Genomic DNA, 15,970 nt, shown 5'->3' with positions numbered 1-15,970 from the left:
CTATTCGGCCGGGGTCGCGCTCTTGTGCGCGGCGCTTTCGCGTTCCTTCACCTCGGCAACCCATAGGTTGTGGTGCTCTTTCGCCCACTGCTCTTCGACCATGCCGGAACCCATGGCGTCAAAGGCGCCCTCCATCCCCACCGTGCCGATGTAGATGTGAGCAAGGATCACTGCCATCAGGACAAAAGCAACGATGGCGTGCCAAAGCTGGCTGTACTGCATTTCGGCCTGCGGCGGCAGATCGGTTGGCAGTGGGCCATAGCCCAGCATCTGCGGCACACCCCAGTCGTTCAGGTGCGCGAAAGTCGGCCCGAACAGGTGCAATTCGAACGGAAACAGCAGCGACAGGCCAGAAATCGAGATTGAGGCACCCAGCAGGATCACCGACCAGAATATGATCTTTTGCCCCGCGTTGAATTTCTTGGCATCCGGATGGCCGCCGCCGCCGAACAGGCCGCCACCTTTCAGGAACCACTTGATGTCGGTACGGTCGGGGATGTTGTGCACGACCCACATGACAAAGATGATCACAAGGCCCAGCATGAAGGCCCATGAGACGTTGTCATGAATCCACTTTGCTCCGATTGCCATGGTCGAAAACGCATCGTGGCCAAAGGCGGGGATCAGGAACTTGCGCCCCATCAGAGTGATGAGACCAGTAATGCCAAGGATCAGGAACGACCCCGCCAGCAGCCAGTGCCCCATCCGTTCGATAAACTTGAAACGTTCGATTTTGCGGCCTGTCTTGGGCCCATCAATCCGCACACGTCCCCGGATCAGGTAAAAGACGGCAAGCAAACCGATGGTGCCCAGCAGAAGCCAGCTGCCATAGGTAATCAGTGGCCCGTGGCGGAATTCCAGCCACCACATGCCGTTGTCCTGGATCAGCGTCGTGGCCGCAGGCCCGCGCTGCAAGGTTGTCACGTCCGCCTCGTCATAGCGCAGCCCGCGCCACAGATCCGGGTCCGAGGCACCGCCACGGGTTCCCAGGGGGCTGCTCATCGGGGCGGCGTCCTCGGGGTGGCCGATCAGAGCCTTGCGGGTGCTGTCGTCAACCGCCTCGCCACGCTGGCGGGCCAGAATGTCCTCAAGCGTCTGCGCGGTGCGCCCCGGCCCCTGTTCGGTGACAGAGGGATCAACGTGGCCATCCTGCGCAACGGCGGGAACGGGGGCCAGCGCAAGGGCGAGCAAGACAAATAGAGGGTATAGGGTTTTCATGGCGGGCTCCCAGGAGTCTCCGGTTGGATCGGCGCGCAGGATATGGCGAACCGTTCGTCGGACAATTTCAGAGTTCCCGGCACGCGGGAGATCGGAAATGATCCGCTCATCAGGATGAAAAGGGCCAGCGCAGCAGGTCGCTGCGCTGGCCCCCGATGTCAAAAGGCGTCAGCCACCCTTCTGGTCATAGGCTGTGCCCCAGCCCCATGCGCCCGAACCGAAACCGCGCGCGACGACGCGTTCGCGGTAGATGGCCGACACGATATCGCCGTCACCGGCGAGCAGAGCCTTGGTGGCGCACATCTCGGCGCAGATCGGCAGTTTGCCTTCGGCGATCCGGTTGCGGCCGTACTTCTGGAATTCGGTCTGGGAGTTGTCCTCTTCCGGACCACCCGAGCAGAAGGTGCACTTGTCCATCTTGCCGCGCGAACCGAAGTTGCCGGCCTGAGGATACTGCGGCGCGCCAAAGGGGCAGGCGTAAAAGCAGTAGCCGCAGCCGATGCACAGATCCTTGGAGTGCAGGACCACGCCCTCTTCGTTCTGGTAGAAACAGTCCACCGGGCAGACCGCCATACAGGGCGCGTCCGAACAGTGCATGCAGGCTACCGAAATCGACCGTTCACCGGGCGAGCCGTCGTTGATCGTCACCACCTTGCGGCGGTTGATCCCCCAGGGCACCTCGTGTTCGTTCTTGCAGGCGGTGACGCAGGCGTTGCACTCGATGCAGCGTTCGGCGTCGACGAGAAATTTAGCTCGTGCCATGTCTCATATACTCCTTATACCGCTTCGATTCTGCAGAGAGTGGCCTTGGTCTCCTGCATCTGTGTCACGCTGTCATAGCCATAGGTCTGTACGGTGTTGGTGGATTCGCCCAACACGTAGGGGTCGGCGCCTTCGGGGTATTTCGACCGAAGATCCTCACCCTGCCAGAAGCCGCCAAAGTGGAAGGGCATGAAGGCCACACCACTTGCCACACGTTCGGTGACCATCGCCTTGACTTTGATCTTGCTGCCCTCAGGACCGTGCACCCAGACCATTGCCCCGTCACGCACGCCGGTATTGTTGGCGTCACGCGGGTTGATCTCGATGAACATGTCCTGCTGAAGCTCGGCAAGCCAGGGGTTGGACCGGGTTTCGTCGCCGCCGCCCTCGTATTCGACCAGACGGCCGGAGGTGAGGATGGTCGGGAAGTCCTTGGAGAAGTCGTTCTTCTGGATCGACGCATACATGGTCGGCAGCCGCCAGAATTTCTTGTCCTCGTAGGTCGGGTAATCCGCCACCAGATCGCGCCGGTTGGAATAGAGCGGTTCGCGGTGCAGCGGGACCGGGTCCGGGAAGGTCCAGACCACGGCACGCGCCTTGGCGTTGCCGTAGGGGGCGCAGCCGTGGGCAATCGCGACACGCTGAATGCCGCCCGAAAGGTCGGTCTTCCAGTTCACGCCACCAACCTGGCCCGCGTAATCCGAGGGCCGTTCGCCGGTTTGCGACGTTTCGCCGACCTCTTCGGTACCATTGCCCGCGTTTTCGGGGGCCTGATAACCTGCGACCTTTTCAATCGACGCGCGCTCTTCTGCCGTCAGATCGCCGTCCCATCCAAGGTCAATCAGCATCTGCATGGAAAACTCAGGATATCCATCCTGGATTTCCGAACCGACGGGATAGACGCCTTCGGCCAGCAGGTTGTCACCGTTCCGTTCAACGCCGTAGCGTGCGCGGAAGCCCATGCCACCCTGCGCCACCGGCAGCGAGATGTCATAGAGGTTCGCCGATCCGGGGTGGTTCATCTCGGGCGTGCCCCAGCTTGGCCACGGCAGACCATAGAAATCGCCGTCAGCCGGTCCACCATTGGCGCGCAGCGTGGTGCGGTCAAAGGTGTGCTGGTTTTCCATGTGCATCCGCATCCGCTCAGGGCTTTGACCCGTATAGCCGATGGTCCACATGCCGCGGTTGAACTCGCGGGTGATATCCTCGATCAGCGGCTCATCACCATTGATCGCGATATTCTTGAACATCCGGTCGGTGAAACCGAACTTGTCCGAGAACATCTTGAGGATCACGTGATCCGCCTTGCTCTCGAACAGCGGCTCGACGACTTTCTCACGCCATTGCAGTGAACGGTTGGACGCCGTCACCGACCCGTAGGTTTCGAACTGTGTCGCCGCGGGCAGCAGATAAACACCATCGGTGCGGTCCTGCATGATTGCGGAAACTGTCGGGTAGGGGTCGACCACGACCAGAAGGTCGAGCTTTTCCATAGCCGTCTTCATCTCGGGCATACGGGTCTGCGAGTTGGGCGCGTGGCCCCACAGAACCATGGCCCGGGTGTTGTCCGGCTGGTCGATGTTTTCACGATCCTCAAGCACACCGTCGATCCAGCGCGACACCGGAATACCGGTCTCGTTCATCATCAGACGGTCGGCACCATCGGTTCCGGCACCCGGCATCACCGCAAAGCGGCCCTTGAGCCAGTCCAGATCTTCTTCCCAAACGCGGGCCCAGTGTGCCCAGCTGCCTGCCGACAGGCCGTAGTAACCCGGCAGCGTGTCAGCAAGAACGCCAAGGTCGGTCGCGCCCTGCACGTTGTCGTGGCCACGGAAGATGTTCGTGCCACCACCGGCGGCGCCCATGTTGCCAAGTGCCAACTGCAGAACACAATAGGCGCGGGTGTTGTTGTTGCCGTTGGAGTGCTGTGTGCCACCCATGCACCAGATGACGGTGCCGGGGCGGTTGTTTGCCAGCGTGCGCGCAACGCGCTCAAGCTGCGCACCGGGGGCACCGGTCACACGCTCGACCTCTTCGGGGTTCCACTTGGCGACTTCTTCCTTGATCTGGTCCATGCCCCAGACGCGGGTGCGGATGAACTCCTTGTCCTCCCACCCGTTCTCGAAGATGTGCCAAAGAATACCCCAGACCAGTGCAACGTCAGAACCCGGACGGAACCGGACATATTCGTCGGCATGTGCCGCAGTACGGGTAAAACGCGGATCGCAGACGATCAGCGGCGCGTTGTTCTGCTCCTTGGCCTTGAGCAGGTGCAGCAGCGACACGGGATGCGCCTCGGCGGGGTTGCCGCCGATGACAAAGATGGCCTGCGAGTTGTGGATGTCGTTGTAGCTGTTGGTCATGGCGCCGTAGCCCCATGTGTTCGCAACACCTGCAACCGTGGTCGAATGGCAAATCCGCGCCTGGTGATCGACGTTGTTGGTGCCCCAGTAGGCGGCGAACTTGCGGAACAGATAGGCCTGTTCGTTGTTATGCTTGGCAGAGCCCAGCCAGTAAACAGAATCCGGGCCGCTTTCGTCACGGATGGCGTTCATCTGATCGCCGATCTCGTTGATCGCCTGTTCCCAGGAAATCTTGACCCACTCACCGCCCTCTTTCTTCATCGGGTACTTGAGGCGGCGCTCACCATGCGCGTGTTCGCGCACCGAGGCACCTTTGGCGCAGTGGGCGCCAAGGTTGAAGGGGCTGTCCCAGCCTGGTTCCTGACCGACCCAGACGCCGTTGTTCACTTCGGCAATCACGGTGCAGCCGACGGAGCAATGGGTACAAATCGATTTCACAGTCTGCACGGCGCCAGTCACGGCGGCTTGCGCGCTGGCCTGCGTCACCGATCCGGCAGTGGCGGCAATAGCGGCAAGCCCCCCGATGGCCAGACCCGATCCGCGCAGGAATGCGCGACGATCAACTGACGAACCTGCGATCTCGGACAGAATACCGGTTCGCTGGGGCCGTCGAGTCACCCCGTTGGTCTTTTTCCTAAGCATTTTCTTCTCCCGTGCTGCCCGACTGTGTGGTCAGGTTTTGGCTTGGTCAGCTCGCAGCGTGCCCGCAACGTAGCAATCGTTCAGTGTGGTGTTCCGCCCTTAGAACCGGGCGCTGTCGAAATAGGCGCGGGTATGCGCAGTGTCTTGCATCTTGCCATCCGCCGGGGCGGGGGCCGCTTCAGCCTCTTCACCGCTGAGGGTCACGGCGACAACTGCCGCAGGGCCCGCAGTGCCGGCCAGCTTCAGAAAATCGCGTCGGCTGCTGGCCGTCTCGTCTTTCTTGGACATGGAAGGTCTCCCTTTTATGGTTCAACGGCCCTGAATGGGGCCGCTTTCGGTAAGGACGGGCGGGCCCGCCGTTTGTCGCCGGATCGCTCCGGCCAGATTCAGTCCGATCCGAGCCGGAACGACTCGCGCTCGATATCCATGAAGGCGCGTCCGACCGTTCCGACGGCGCTGTACAGCATCGCGGTCTTGGCCTTTTCCAGATCGGCAAAGAAGTGCCCCGCCCAGGGCGCGACATGCCGATTGAAGAACACCCGCTGATCGCTAAGCGTCGCCGGCGCGCCAAAGCGCCCGACGATCAGCCCTGCCATCACCTCCATCATCGTGGCGATGTTGTCCTCTGGTTCGTAAACATTTGGTGCACGGCTGATCCGACGGGCGGCCAGATCGTTGCGCAGGGCTGACAGGGGTTTCTCGTTCAGGAACCCAGTCAGATAATAGCTCGCATAGGGGAGGAGTTCGCCCCGGCCAAGCCCGATGAACAGCGCGTTGAATTCGCGGCTCACGTCCTTGGGTTTGCTCGTGCGGGCGCAGTCGGCCAGTCGCTCGATGGCACGACCCAGATCGGTTTCATCCCCCGAAAGCCCGGCGGTCTGCGTCAGCATCATCTCGTCCGCGGGGCTGGCCAGCAACACGCCCAAATAGTTGTACAGGTCGGCACGAAGCCGATCCTCAGGCGAAACGTCGATGGTTGCGGCAGCGGGGCTGGTCATTCTTTCTCCGTCTCGAAAGTGAATCGCATTCTGCGCGGAAGCACTGGATCCCCTTCATCTGGTTCACTTTTCTCACCAATCTCTTGCTCCGACACTACGACCTTGGTCGCAGATGCGGGTGCAGCATCGGGCGCACCCTGCACTTCTTCCGGTATCGCTGCAGATATTACGGCGCCATCGGAATTTTCTGAAATTTCTGCAGTTTTTGCCGAAAGTTTGTCGGCCTCAGCCTTGGCGAGGGCCTCGACGTGGCGCAACAGGCCCTTGCCGACCTGATATGAGGTCTTGACCCCCGGCGCATCCGTCGCGGCGTTGGTGAAATCCCCGTCATAGTCATTCAGACCGTCCAGTACGGCCAGAACCGGGTTCAGCCGCCAGAGCCGGCGCATCGCCCGACGGCGCAGATGTTCGGGAATCGCCTTGTGCATGAATCCGGCGATGTCCTGACCGGGGATCAGGTCATCCGGGTCGGGCAGGTCGAATTCGGCAAGGATCTCGGCGTCAGACTTTTCGGCCTGCTCAGCGGCAAGGCGCGCGGCCTCAGCCTCGTCAGCCTCGGTTTGCAGCGCCTTTGCCTCTGCGGCCTCTTCCTCGGCCACGCGCGCGCGGCGGCGCGTCCAGAAGCCGCCCTCGTCGCCCTTACTCATGTTTCACCTGCTTTGCGGCTGGAGCCGGGTGCACGATAGACATCGCTCGCCTGAGAGATGCGCGGATCGCCAATCCCATCCTCGGTCTTGTCTTCCAGATGCTGCCGCCGCTTGCGTTTGACAAAGGTCTCTTCGACGTAATGCGCCTTGGTATAGGATCCGACCCAGGCCAGAAGCCCCTTGGGCATCGCGATCCGCTCGACGATCTCTTCACCGCTTTCGGAATAGAGCAGTGCCTCATGCGGCGAGGCCGTGACCATATGAACGTGATAGGGCCATTGCGCGCCCTGTTCACCCTGCCGCAGAATCACAAAGACCGGCGGCTCGGGTTGGGACAGGGCGACCATGTAGGCTTCGGCTTCGCCCCGATATAACGTCAGCGGCACCGTGGCGGCGTGGAACTCGACCGTCTCGCCTTCCTCGCGCAGCACCTTCCAGTCCGCAGGTCCGGCACCCGGCAGAATGGCCACCGGCGTCCAGACCCATTTCGCCCAGCGGGTCACTCCGGGACGGCGCCGGATCACGACGCCGACTGGCATGGTTACGCTTTTCTGATCCTGCAGGCTCACGGCATCTCCCCTGGCGTGGCTTGGGGCGGCGCTTGTGTCCGGCCCCTGGCTCCGGTATTTCCGGGCATACATTTTCAGAAAGCATAGGTTTCAGCATTCCCTTTGTCCATCTCCCGGCACACTATGGCGGCAGAGGTGCGGGGTTGATCGCGGACCAGTCGGGAGAACGAGACATGGCGAAAACGCTGCTGCTATGTGACTGTCTGGGTAGCCAGACGGTCGATGCCGAAGCCATCGGCGCGGCCACAGGGCTGGCTTGCACAAAGGTCTATACCGGCCTCTGCCAGCACCAATCCGAACAGGCGGCCACAGCCCTGAACGCGGGCGATGTGATCGTCGCCTGCCAGCAGGAACGTCCGTTTTTTGAGGCTCTAGCCGAAGAGTTGGGCGCCGACGCCCCCGGTTTCGTCGATCTGCGCGATCGGGCCGGCTGGACCGTGAAAGGCACGAACCCCACCCCCAAGATGGCCGCGCTGGCGGCCGAGGCGGCGCTGGTCCTGCCCGCAGCCCGCTCGCTTGATATCCTGTCGGAAGGCACCTGCCTGATCCTTGGCGCGGGCGAGGTCGCCTTTGCCACTGCCGCAAACCTTTGTGATCAATTGGCCGTGACCGTGCTGCAGACGGACGGCGCCGACGCGCCCATGGACCGTCGTTTCGACGTGATCCGGGGGCGTCTGGGGCGGGCGCAGGGGGCCCTTGGCGGCTTCAACCTGCGTATCGACGCCTTCCAGCAGCTTCTGCCCGGCGGGCGCGGTTTGTTCGAATTTTCTGTCCCGCGTGACGGCGCAGTCTCTGAATGTGACATTATTCTGGACCTCACCAGCGGCACACCCCTGTTCCCCGCCCCGGAAAAGCGCGAAGGCTATCTGCGCGCTGATCCGCGCCAGCCGATCGCCCTGGCACAGGCCGCGTCAGAGGCCGCGCAAATGGTCGGCACCTTCGAAAAGCCGCTGTATGTCCGGCTCGAAGAATCCCTCTGCGCCCATTCCCGCGCTGAACAGACCGGCTGTTCGAAATGCCTCAACATCTGTCCCACCGGGGCCATCACCTCGGCTGGCGAACATGTGGCCATCGACCCGATGATCTGCGCCGGTTGCGGCGCCTGTTCGGCGCTCTGCCCCTCGGGTGCCATCACCTATGACGCCCCGCCGGTATCCTCGGTCTTTCGCCGTCTCGACACCCTGTCTGGCACCTATCGCCGCGCGGGCGGACGCGACGCGCGCCTTCTGGTGCATGACGACCACGGGGCCGAAATGATCCGCCTCTCTGCCCGCTTTGGCAACGGCCTGCCGGGCGATGTGATCCCGCTACAGGTCGAGGCGCTGGCAGGCTTCGGCCATGCTGAAATGCTCGCCGCTCTGTCCTGCGGTTTTGCTTCGGTCGATGTCCTGCTCGCCCCTCGCACAGAACGTGACACGCCTGAGTTCGAGATGTCGCTGGCCAATGCCGTGGCGGGGCGGGCGGCGGTTGCGCTGCTGGATATGATGGACCCGGACGCCCTGTCCGAACATCTTTATTCCGCCGAGCGTGCCCAGTCGGTGAAAACCCCCGTCCTGCCCATTGGCACCCGCCGTCAGGTCACTCGCGTCGCGGCCAAGGCGCTGAACCCGGCAGGCGTCACCGTTTCCCTGCCTCCCGCCGCCCCCTACGGTGCCGTGCTGGTGAACAAGGAAGCCTGCACGCTGTGCCTGTCCTGCGTCTCACTCTGCCCCTCGGGCGCGCTTGGCGATAACGAAGACAAGCCCCAGCTGCTGTTTCAGGAAGATGCCTGCCTGCAATGCGGCATCTGCGCGACGATCTGCCCGGAAAAGGCGATCGAACTGCAACCCCAACTGGATCTGAGCGATTCTGCCCTGTCCCAGCGCGTGCTCCACGAAGAAGAGCCGTTCCCCTGCATCGAATGCGGTGGCCTGTTCGGCGTGAAATCAACCGTCGAAAAGGTGGTTGAGAAACTTGCAGGCAAGCACGCGATGTTTGCCAATGAAAAGACCGCCCGCATGATCCAGATGTGCGACAAATGCCGGATCGAGGCGCAGTATCATTCGGAAAACAACCCTTTTGCCATGGGCACCCCGCGCCGCGTGCGCACGACCGACGACTACCTGAACGAAGGTCCGTCCAAGCGCAAGGATCACTGAGGGCAGGGGAGGCGTTTACTCCCCGGCCCACTTATCCGGGGCCTGCAGCGCCATCCTATCGCGACTGCACCGGCGCGCCCAGATCCGCAGGCGGCATGGCCGCCACAAAGCTCAGGACATCCTCCAACTCGTCCAAGGTAATCCGCACAGGTTCAATTGGGGATGGGCGGGATTGATCGAACGGCGGCGTCACCTCGGCCACCTGGGTGAATGCCGGATGCGGGTTCAGCGTATAGAATGCCAGAAACCGCCCGTCCCAGTTCGGCAGTGTCCGCAGCACCGCAAAAGACGGGGTCGAGCCGATGGCCTTCATCCGGTTCTCCTCGCTGACAACATGGCAACGCCCGCAACGTTCCAGCGCCAATTCGGCCCCGCGCGCCGCATCACCGTCATAACTGACTTCTGCCACCTCGACCAATTGCGTCAGCGATGACGAAAACACTGCCGTGCCGTCGACGGCGAACTGATCCACCGTCCCGCGCCCGACGTCCGACATCAACCAGTCGGCAAACCGCTGTGCATCCGGATCCGCACCCACGTCCAGATGCCAGACCTGATCCAGACCCTCAAAGGCTGCCACACCTTCATCGCCCAGCACCGCATCCGCCCCGGCACCCTCGGGCGCGAGCGTGATCCGTATCGATGTCTTCAGCGAAAATCGTGGCACGAGGAAGTCGATCAGCCCCGACTCCGTTAGGGTTTTGGGCGCTGCCAGAGTCAGACGTTTGTCCGCCTCCTGCGCGCTTAGCGGCCCCGCAGCCACCAGCGCAAGCACCCTCACCGCCCAATTCCAGCGCATCGCGGCCCCTCCCTCAGGTCCCGTTCCACAACGTGTGACTTGCAAGCCTAGGGTCGGTCGCCTAAACCCGTCAATGCTTCACAGGAGCCAGGGGAGAGATCCGATGAGCGAAGATTTCAACATGTCGATGCGCAAGTTTCTGAAACAGGTGGGCGTCACCAGCCAGCAGGCTATCGAAGAAGCGATGCGCAATGTGCCCGACACCGAGGGCAAGACATACCAAGCCAAAGTGGTTCTGACGGTCGATGGTCTTGACCTCGAACATGTCGTGACCGGCAAGATCCAGGGATAGACAGACGTGACATTGACACGCGACGCGGTCCTGACCGCGCTGAAATCCGTCAAGGACCCGGTCTCGGGCGATGACATCGTAACCGCCGGTCTGGTCAAGGCTCTGACAGTCGAGGCGGCCACCGTGCGCTTCGTGCTCGAAGTGCCGGGGGACAAGGCGCAGGCCTACACGCCCGTACGCCAAGAAGCCGAGGATCTGATCAAGGCGCTGGACGGGGCCAAGAACGTCTCGGTCGTGATGACCGCCCATTCCGCCAAGGCACCGCCACCGGACCTCAAAGGGTCGGGCCACGGACATTCCCACGCGCCCGCGCCACTGCAGGGCGGGCCGGAAAAGATCCCCGGCGTGGACCGGATCATCGCCATCGCCTCGGGCAAGGGCGGCGTGGGAAAATCCACAGTCTCGGCCAACCTGGCCTGCGCGCTGGCAGCCGAAGGTCGCCGTGTCGGTCTTCTGGATGCCGACGTCTACGGGCCCAGCCAGCCCCGGATGCTGGGCGTCAGCGGACGTCCCGCGAGCCCGGATGGCAAGACCATCCTGCCGATGCGCAACTTTGGCGTCACGATGATGTCCATCGGCCTCATGACCAACGAAGGGCAGGCTGTCGTCTGGCGTGGCCCGATGCTCATGGGCGCGCTGCAACAGATGATGAGCCAGGTCCAGTGGGGCGCGCTTGACGTGCTGCTGGTCGATCTGCCACCCGGCACCGGCGACGTGCAGATGACCCTTGCGCAAAAGGCGCAGGTCGACGGGGCCATTGTGGTCAGCACGCCACAGGACGTTGCGCTGCTCGATGCGCGCAAGGGCATCGACATGTTCAACCAGATGAAAGTGCCGATCTTCGGCCTGATCGAGAACATGTCGACGCACATCTGTTCCAACTGCGGCCACGAAGAACATATCTTTGGCCACGGCGGAGTCGCGTCAGAGGCTGCGAAAATCGGTGTTCCGCTGCTGGCCGAAATCCCGCTGCATCTCGATATTCGGGTTGCCTCGGATGGGGGCGCGCCCATCGTCGTCTCCAAACCCGACAGCCCGCAGGCACAAACCTTCCGCGATCTGGCCCGCCGCCTGATCTCCGAAGGCCGCGCATGAGCATGGCCCCGCAGTTCCCGCCGCTTCTCAGTGGCCTGAATGCTGCGGGGCACGATCCCTTTGCAGCCGCCTGTCAGGCCGCGCAGCAGGGCTGTGATGCCGGGCTGATCCTCTATGATCTCTCCGGCGATCTGCGCGCCGCTCTGATCTGCGCACCCGAAGTGCCGCTGGCGCAGGCCATGGCCATGTTGCCGCTCTGCGGTGTCGGCCTGCAGAACGCGCTTGGTGCGCTCGCCCCGCCCGAGGTGCCGGTGCATCTCGACTGGGACGGTGTGATCCGCGTCAACGGCGGGCGCTGCGGGGCCTTCCGCGCGGCGGCATCCACCGCCGACCCTGCCGCGATCCCCGACTGGCTTGTCATCGGCTTCACTCTCAGGTTCCTCATCACCACCGACGATCAGGGTGCCACGCCGGACGAAACCGCCCTTCACGGCGAAGGCTGCGGCGATCTCAGCCCGCAAGACCTGCTTGAATCCTGGGCCCGCCACACGCTCACCTGGATCCACCGCTGGGAAGAGGAAGGCATGTCACCGCTGCACCGTGAGTGGAGCGGCCTTGTCCATGGCCTTGGCCAGCCGGTCAGCCAATCCGGCATGGACGGCACATTCCTTGGTGTGGATGAACAACTCGGCATGCTGCTCAAATCCGATGGCACGACCCACCTTATCCCGCTCACCGCCCTGCTGGAGACACAGACATGAAGCTTGCCCGCGCGATCCATTTCGACGAAAGCGACACCCGCGTCTTCCAAAACCCCGCGCGCACCGGTGAATGGTGCCTCTCGGGCGGGTTCGAATTCTCCAACTGGTCCGAAGGCGATCTGGTCGGCAAGGCGCGTCAGGCCTTTTCCAACGGCTGGTTCGGGATCGAAACCTGTGGCCGCGTCAGCTTTGTCGCCGTGACCCAGTTGGAACCCTCCGAACGCGAAACCCTGATCGCGTCGCTGGCCCAGCACTTTGTCGACACCTACGGTGCCCCGTCCGCCGATGCCGCGCGGCCCGTTGCCACCGAAGAAATAGACCAGATGATCGCACTCTGCGACGACCATGCGCCCAACACCCTTCTGACCGTCGCCCGTGAGCTGACCGAAGCAGGCGTACGCGAAACCTTCCGGGTGATTGAACCTCAGGAGGCGGACATCATGCAGTTCGCCGTGCACGGCTCGCTCGACGAATGACGCCGCATCCGCTTCATCTTCTCTGAAATATTTCGCGCAGTGTGAGGAGCCGAGCCCTCATTCCGGCGCATGCACCGGGCGCAAACATCACAGCAAGGCGCGGATCGGCTCCAGAAGACCCTTGGTGCGCAGCGTTCGCACCGGATAGGTCTCGTCATTTATGAACCGGTCCAGCGTAAAGCCCGGCTCGATCTTCGTAAGCTTCTGTGCGGTGGCCAATGCCTTGTCCATCTGCCCGTCCATCGCATACAGCGCGAGCAGATGCCGGTGTGCCGGGCGCAGGGACGGCGCGGCCCGGGCCGCGGCCTCACCTGCGGCAATGGCCTCGGCGGGCTGGTTGCAGGCGATGTTCACCACGCAGTGATTGACCTCCCACCACTGGCGGAAGGGGGAAAATCGCGCGATCTGGCGCGCCTGGGTCGAATACTTGATCGCCAGCGCCGCATCGCCCGCCCGCATGTGCGACATGGCCATCGCTGTCCAGCCAAAGCCATTCGCTGGGTTCTGCTCGACCGACAGCCGGGCCATTTCGATGCCACCCACCGGATCGCCCAACTCCATCACCAACACCTGCGCCACCAGCGCTTGCACCAGAGAATTGTCAAAGGAATCCTCGATGGCGCGCTGGCTGAGCCATGCCGCCTCTTCCCGTAGCGCCTGCGGATTGTCCTCGAGCAGCTCGATCAGCTGGATCATCCGCACCAACGACCGCCAACCGAGGTATACGCCATTGCGGTCAACGTCATAGGCCTGACTCAGCAGGCTGTCGGCTTCGCGCAGCGACTCGGCCTCAAAGCTGAACATCCGGTAAAGCGCCAACCGCGCCAGCGCCGTGGCACGGGCTTCGGGGCGGGCGTTCTCTACGATCAGGGGCAGTTTGCCGATCACGCGGTCGGCGGCCTCGAAGACGATTGCCGAAATGGGGACGGCAGAATTCAGCACGTCCGATGCATGTTCCAGCGCCTGTAGTTTGGAATACAGGATCTGCCCGGTCGGGATATGCACGATCTTGATAAAGATGTTGGGCTTGCCGTTGTTCTCCATCAGATCGCAGCTGATCTGAAGATCGCCTTCCTGCCGCTGCGTGGCGCCATTGATCTGCCCGGATCGACGCCAGGCACGAACGTTGTCGGCCACGGTCTGACCGATCTGGTTGGCAAGGATCTCGCCGATAATGGCATTCTGGTCCGTGCCATGCACATCCGTGCGGCACTCGATGATCACACCCCGCGCCTCGCGCGGGCGCGCGGCTTCGATCGCGTCGCGCAGCCGGGCGCGTTCGGCGCGCAGCCAGTCCTCGAATTCCGGATCGCGCACGTCCAGACCTTCCAGAAGCTCACGGTCGTCATGGGGCAAGCCCGGGGCGGCGATGTCCTGAACCGCCACCAATTGCGGGTCCAGCGACAGCGCAATGCGCCCGCCATTCAGCGCAGCTGCAAGATCCGGCGACAGCGCGCGCAGTTTTGACAGGGCCTGCCGCAGATTTGCGCTGGCCTGTTCGGGGCCAAACGTGCTCCACAGCTTGTCTTCCAGCCAGCGGCGCGGGCGGCTCATGCCAGGTGTCAGCGCCAGAATGGCCAAAAGCGCCTGGTTTTTGGCGCCGGTCGGCGTAATGTCAGCACCACAAGGGGCCGTCACCTTGAACGGTCCAATCACCGAAATTCTGACTGCCGCGCCTGCGTCACTCATGCTGATCCCGCACGTCAAAAGAGCCGCTTGGGCGGCACACTATGAAAGGATCGTAGCATCGCGGTATCGACGACGCAATCTTCGTAAAAATATCGTTAATGCTTCCCTAAGGGCATTAATGTCTTTTGACCTGTGTCGCGATGCACGTCAGGGTGTGCCACAATTTGTTCCGCAGTGAATTGGAGAAGTCAGATGGCAATATTCGGCGTTCAGGGCGTTCAGGGCGTTCAAGGGGTCCAGGGTGTTCAAGGGGTCCAGGGGGTCCAAGGCGTGCAGGGGGTTCAGGGCGTTCAGACCGTCTCGCTCCCTGCGCCGAGCTGGGCAATGCTCTCGGCCCGCGCAGGCACCCAACGCATGTGGCCGGGGGCAAACCGCACCCCAGCCCAGCAATCCGCCTGGGACACCTTCCGCAAGCTCGCCGAAGGCCCGCGCGACGCGGTGCTTATCCAGACGCTAAGCACGCAGTTCGCGGTATCGCTTGCCAGCAGCGCCCATGCCAACGACACCGCATCGATCACCGTTCAGGGCCAGACACTGGCAACGCTCCACAAACCGACCACCGCGTTCCTCAAGGATCATCAGATTGACTATATGCGCGCAGCGGCGGATCTGCAGTCCGACCGGCTTGAGGAAATCACGGTGCAGACCGGCCAGCTGCTGCCGTTCTTCGGGATGGTGTCGTATCTGAGCGGGGATGCCACCAAGTGGACCCTGCGTATGGCCGACACCATGCTGAGCCTGTGCAAGCTGATCGAGATGCCGGTCAAGATGGGGCTGGATGTGGCACGGCCCATCGCCCTGTCCAGCGCAGTGCAGCCGGTGATCCAGACGCCGGGTCACCCGTCCTTTCCCAGCGGCCACGCAACGGAATCCTTTGTGCTGGCCACGCTGTTTTCGCGCCTCTTCTATGACGTTCCCTTTGATCCTGCCATGGCGGTCGAGACCCAGAACGAAGTCATGCGCTATGCCGCGCGCATCGCAACCAACCGTACGGTGGCCGGGGTTCATTACCCGACCGACAGCATGGCGGGCGCGATTGCCGGAATGACCATGGCCGAAGGCCTTATCAACCTGCTGGACGGCAAGACCGCAACCCCGACCCGCACCTATCGCGGCGACACCTACGAGGGGGATTTCAACCTTAGCCTTCTTGGCGACGCGCTGAAGGATCCGACGATCGTCGAGACGGGAACCGTCGCTCTTGACCCGACACAGGTGCCGGTATGGATGCAAGAGATGTGGGCCGAAGTGAAATCGGAATGGGGCTGAACTTTCATACCCTGTCACGAAAGATCGGTGTCAGGGAAATCGCGTCACGCCCCTGACCCGTTGCGCGGCACATCCTGCGGCGCGTTGGCATAGTGCTGCGCGCTGCGGGGCTGATAAAACCATCGCGCCGTCTGGTCGCCGGGCCAAGGCTGTCGGCTTTTTCGGCATGGGCAGGACTGCCCAAGACCTTGCTGGTCCTGCGCGGACAACACCGGGGGGCATTGTTGCAGAACTCACGCCTGAGGCATGACTTCCCCTTACCCCGCTGGCGTTATGCCACGCGAATGATCTCGGCAGTGCCGAGGGCATTGA

Annotated in this window: 15 protein-coding genes; 6 read left to right on the top strand and 9 right to left on the bottom strand. The window is 62.7% G+C overall.

The features are described 5' to 3' along the window. The 7 genes from CHB75_RS14045 to CHB75_RS14015 all read right to left on the bottom strand — a co-directional run bounded on the left by CHB75_RS14045 (position 1) and on the right by CHB75_RS14015 (position 7,199). Positions 1 to 1,218 (bottom strand): formate dehydrogenase subunit gamma, encoded by a 1,218-nt coding sequence (locus CHB75_RS14045; RefSeq protein WP_089271545.1) that lies wholly within the window; start codon positions 1,216 to 1,218, stop codon positions 1 to 3. Positions 1,219 to 1,386: 168 nt separating this feature from the next. Continuing rightward, entirely contained in the window at positions 1,387 to 1,980 is a 594-nt protein-coding gene (fdh3B, locus tag CHB75_RS14040) for a formate dehydrogenase FDH3 subunit beta (protein ID WP_089271543.1), read from the bottom strand. 14 nt (positions 1,981 to 1,994) lie between these two features. After that, positions 1,995 to 4,985: a formate dehydrogenase subunit alpha gene (locus CHB75_RS14035; protein WP_089271541.1), complete on the bottom strand. Its 2,991-nt coding sequence runs from the start codon at positions 4,983 to 4,985 to the stop codon at positions 1,995 to 1,997. A 99-nt stretch (positions 4,986 to 5,084) separates the two neighbouring features. Then, complete coding sequence (locus tag CHB75_RS14030; RefSeq protein ID WP_089271539.1) at positions 5,085 to 5,273, bottom strand: twin-arginine translocation signal domain-containing protein; 189 nt, start codon at positions 5,271 to 5,273, stop codon at positions 5,085 to 5,087. A gap of 98 nt (positions 5,274 to 5,371) precedes the next feature. After that, the gene (locus CHB75_RS14025) at positions 5,372 to 5,983 is read right to left on the bottom strand and encodes a TorD/DmsD family molecular chaperone (protein ID WP_089271537.1); all 612 of its coding nucleotides are present in this window, start codon (positions 5,981 to 5,983) and stop codon (positions 5,372 to 5,374) included. Continuing rightward, positions 5,980 to 6,630 (bottom strand): DUF3306 domain-containing protein, encoded by a 651-nt coding sequence (locus CHB75_RS14020; RefSeq protein WP_089271535.1) that lies wholly within the window; start codon positions 6,628 to 6,630, stop codon positions 5,980 to 5,982. Before CHB75_RS14020 ends, CHB75_RS14025 begins: the two co-directional genes overlap by 4 nt. Then, positions 6,627 to 7,199 carry a DUF3305 domain-containing protein gene (locus tag CHB75_RS14015; protein WP_342745310.1) on the bottom strand — a complete coding sequence of 191 codons (573 nt, stop codon included), beginning with the start codon at positions 7,197 to 7,199 and terminating at the stop codon, positions 6,627 to 6,629. Before CHB75_RS14015 ends, CHB75_RS14020 begins: the two co-directional genes overlap by 4 nt. Before the next feature lie 173 nt (positions 7,200 to 7,372). Between CHB75_RS14015 and CHB75_RS14010 the strand changes: the two genes are divergently transcribed. Next, complete coding sequence (locus tag CHB75_RS14010) at positions 7,373 to 9,337, top strand: 4Fe-4S binding protein (protein WP_089271533.1); 1,965 nt, start codon at positions 7,373 to 7,375, stop codon at positions 9,335 to 9,337. 55 nt (positions 9,338 to 9,392) lie between these two features. On the opposite strand, the gene CHB75_RS14005 is transcribed toward CHB75_RS14010, so the two are convergent. After that, complete coding sequence (locus tag CHB75_RS14005; RefSeq protein ID WP_089271531.1) at positions 9,393 to 10,136, bottom strand: hypothetical protein; 744 nt, start codon at positions 10,134 to 10,136, stop codon at positions 9,393 to 9,395. Between the two features lie 103 nt (positions 10,137 to 10,239). Here CHB75_RS14005 and CHB75_RS14000 point away from each other — a divergent pair, with 103 nt between their 5' ends. From CHB75_RS14000 to CHB75_RS13985, 4 genes are read left to right on the top strand one after another with little or no spacing between them, the layout of a single operon-like run. Further along, entirely contained in the window at positions 10,240 to 10,428 is a 189-nt protein-coding gene (locus tag CHB75_RS14000) for a DUF6494 family protein (protein ID WP_089271529.1), read from the top strand. Between the two features lie 6 nt (positions 10,429 to 10,434). Next, on the top strand, positions 10,435 to 11,523 hold the full coding sequence (locus CHB75_RS13995; protein WP_089271527.1) for an Mrp/NBP35 family ATP-binding protein: 1,089 nt from the start codon (positions 10,435 to 10,437) through the stop codon (positions 11,521 to 11,523). Beyond that, positions 11,520 to 12,224, top strand: a complete 705-nt coding sequence (locus CHB75_RS13990; protein WP_089271525.1) for a biotin/lipoate--protein ligase family protein — start codon at positions 11,520 to 11,522, stop codon at positions 12,222 to 12,224. Before CHB75_RS13995 ends, CHB75_RS13990 begins: the two co-directional genes overlap by 4 nt. After that, complete coding sequence (locus CHB75_RS13985) at positions 12,221 to 12,700, top strand: DUF6505 family protein (RefSeq protein ID WP_089271523.1); 480 nt, start codon at positions 12,221 to 12,223, stop codon at positions 12,698 to 12,700. Before CHB75_RS13990 ends, CHB75_RS13985 begins: the two co-directional genes overlap by 4 nt. A gap of 87 nt (positions 12,701 to 12,787) precedes the next feature. Here the strand turns inward: CHB75_RS13985 and CHB75_RS13980 are convergent, their stop codons facing one another. After that, a complete protein-coding gene (locus CHB75_RS13980) occupies positions 12,788 to 14,389 on the bottom strand; it encodes an AfsR/SARP family transcriptional regulator (RefSeq protein WP_089271521.1) in 1,602 nt (533 codons plus the stop codon). Between the two features lie 270 nt (positions 14,390 to 14,659). Here CHB75_RS13980 and CHB75_RS13975 point away from each other — a divergent pair, with 270 nt between their 5' ends. Further along, on the top strand, positions 14,660 to 15,658 hold the full coding sequence (locus CHB75_RS13975; protein WP_245840978.1) for a phosphatase PAP2 family protein: 999 nt from the start codon (positions 14,660 to 14,662) through the stop codon (positions 15,656 to 15,658). Positions 15,659 to 15,970: the final 312 nt, after the last annotated feature.

This window comes from Puniceibacterium sediminis (assembly GCF_900188035.1).
Lineage (GTDB): Bacteria > Pseudomonadota > Alphaproteobacteria > Rhodobacterales > Rhodobacteraceae > Puniceibacterium > Puniceibacterium sediminis.
Note: the sequence above shows the minus strand (reverse complement) of the source record. Positions and strands in the feature narration are given on the sequence as shown.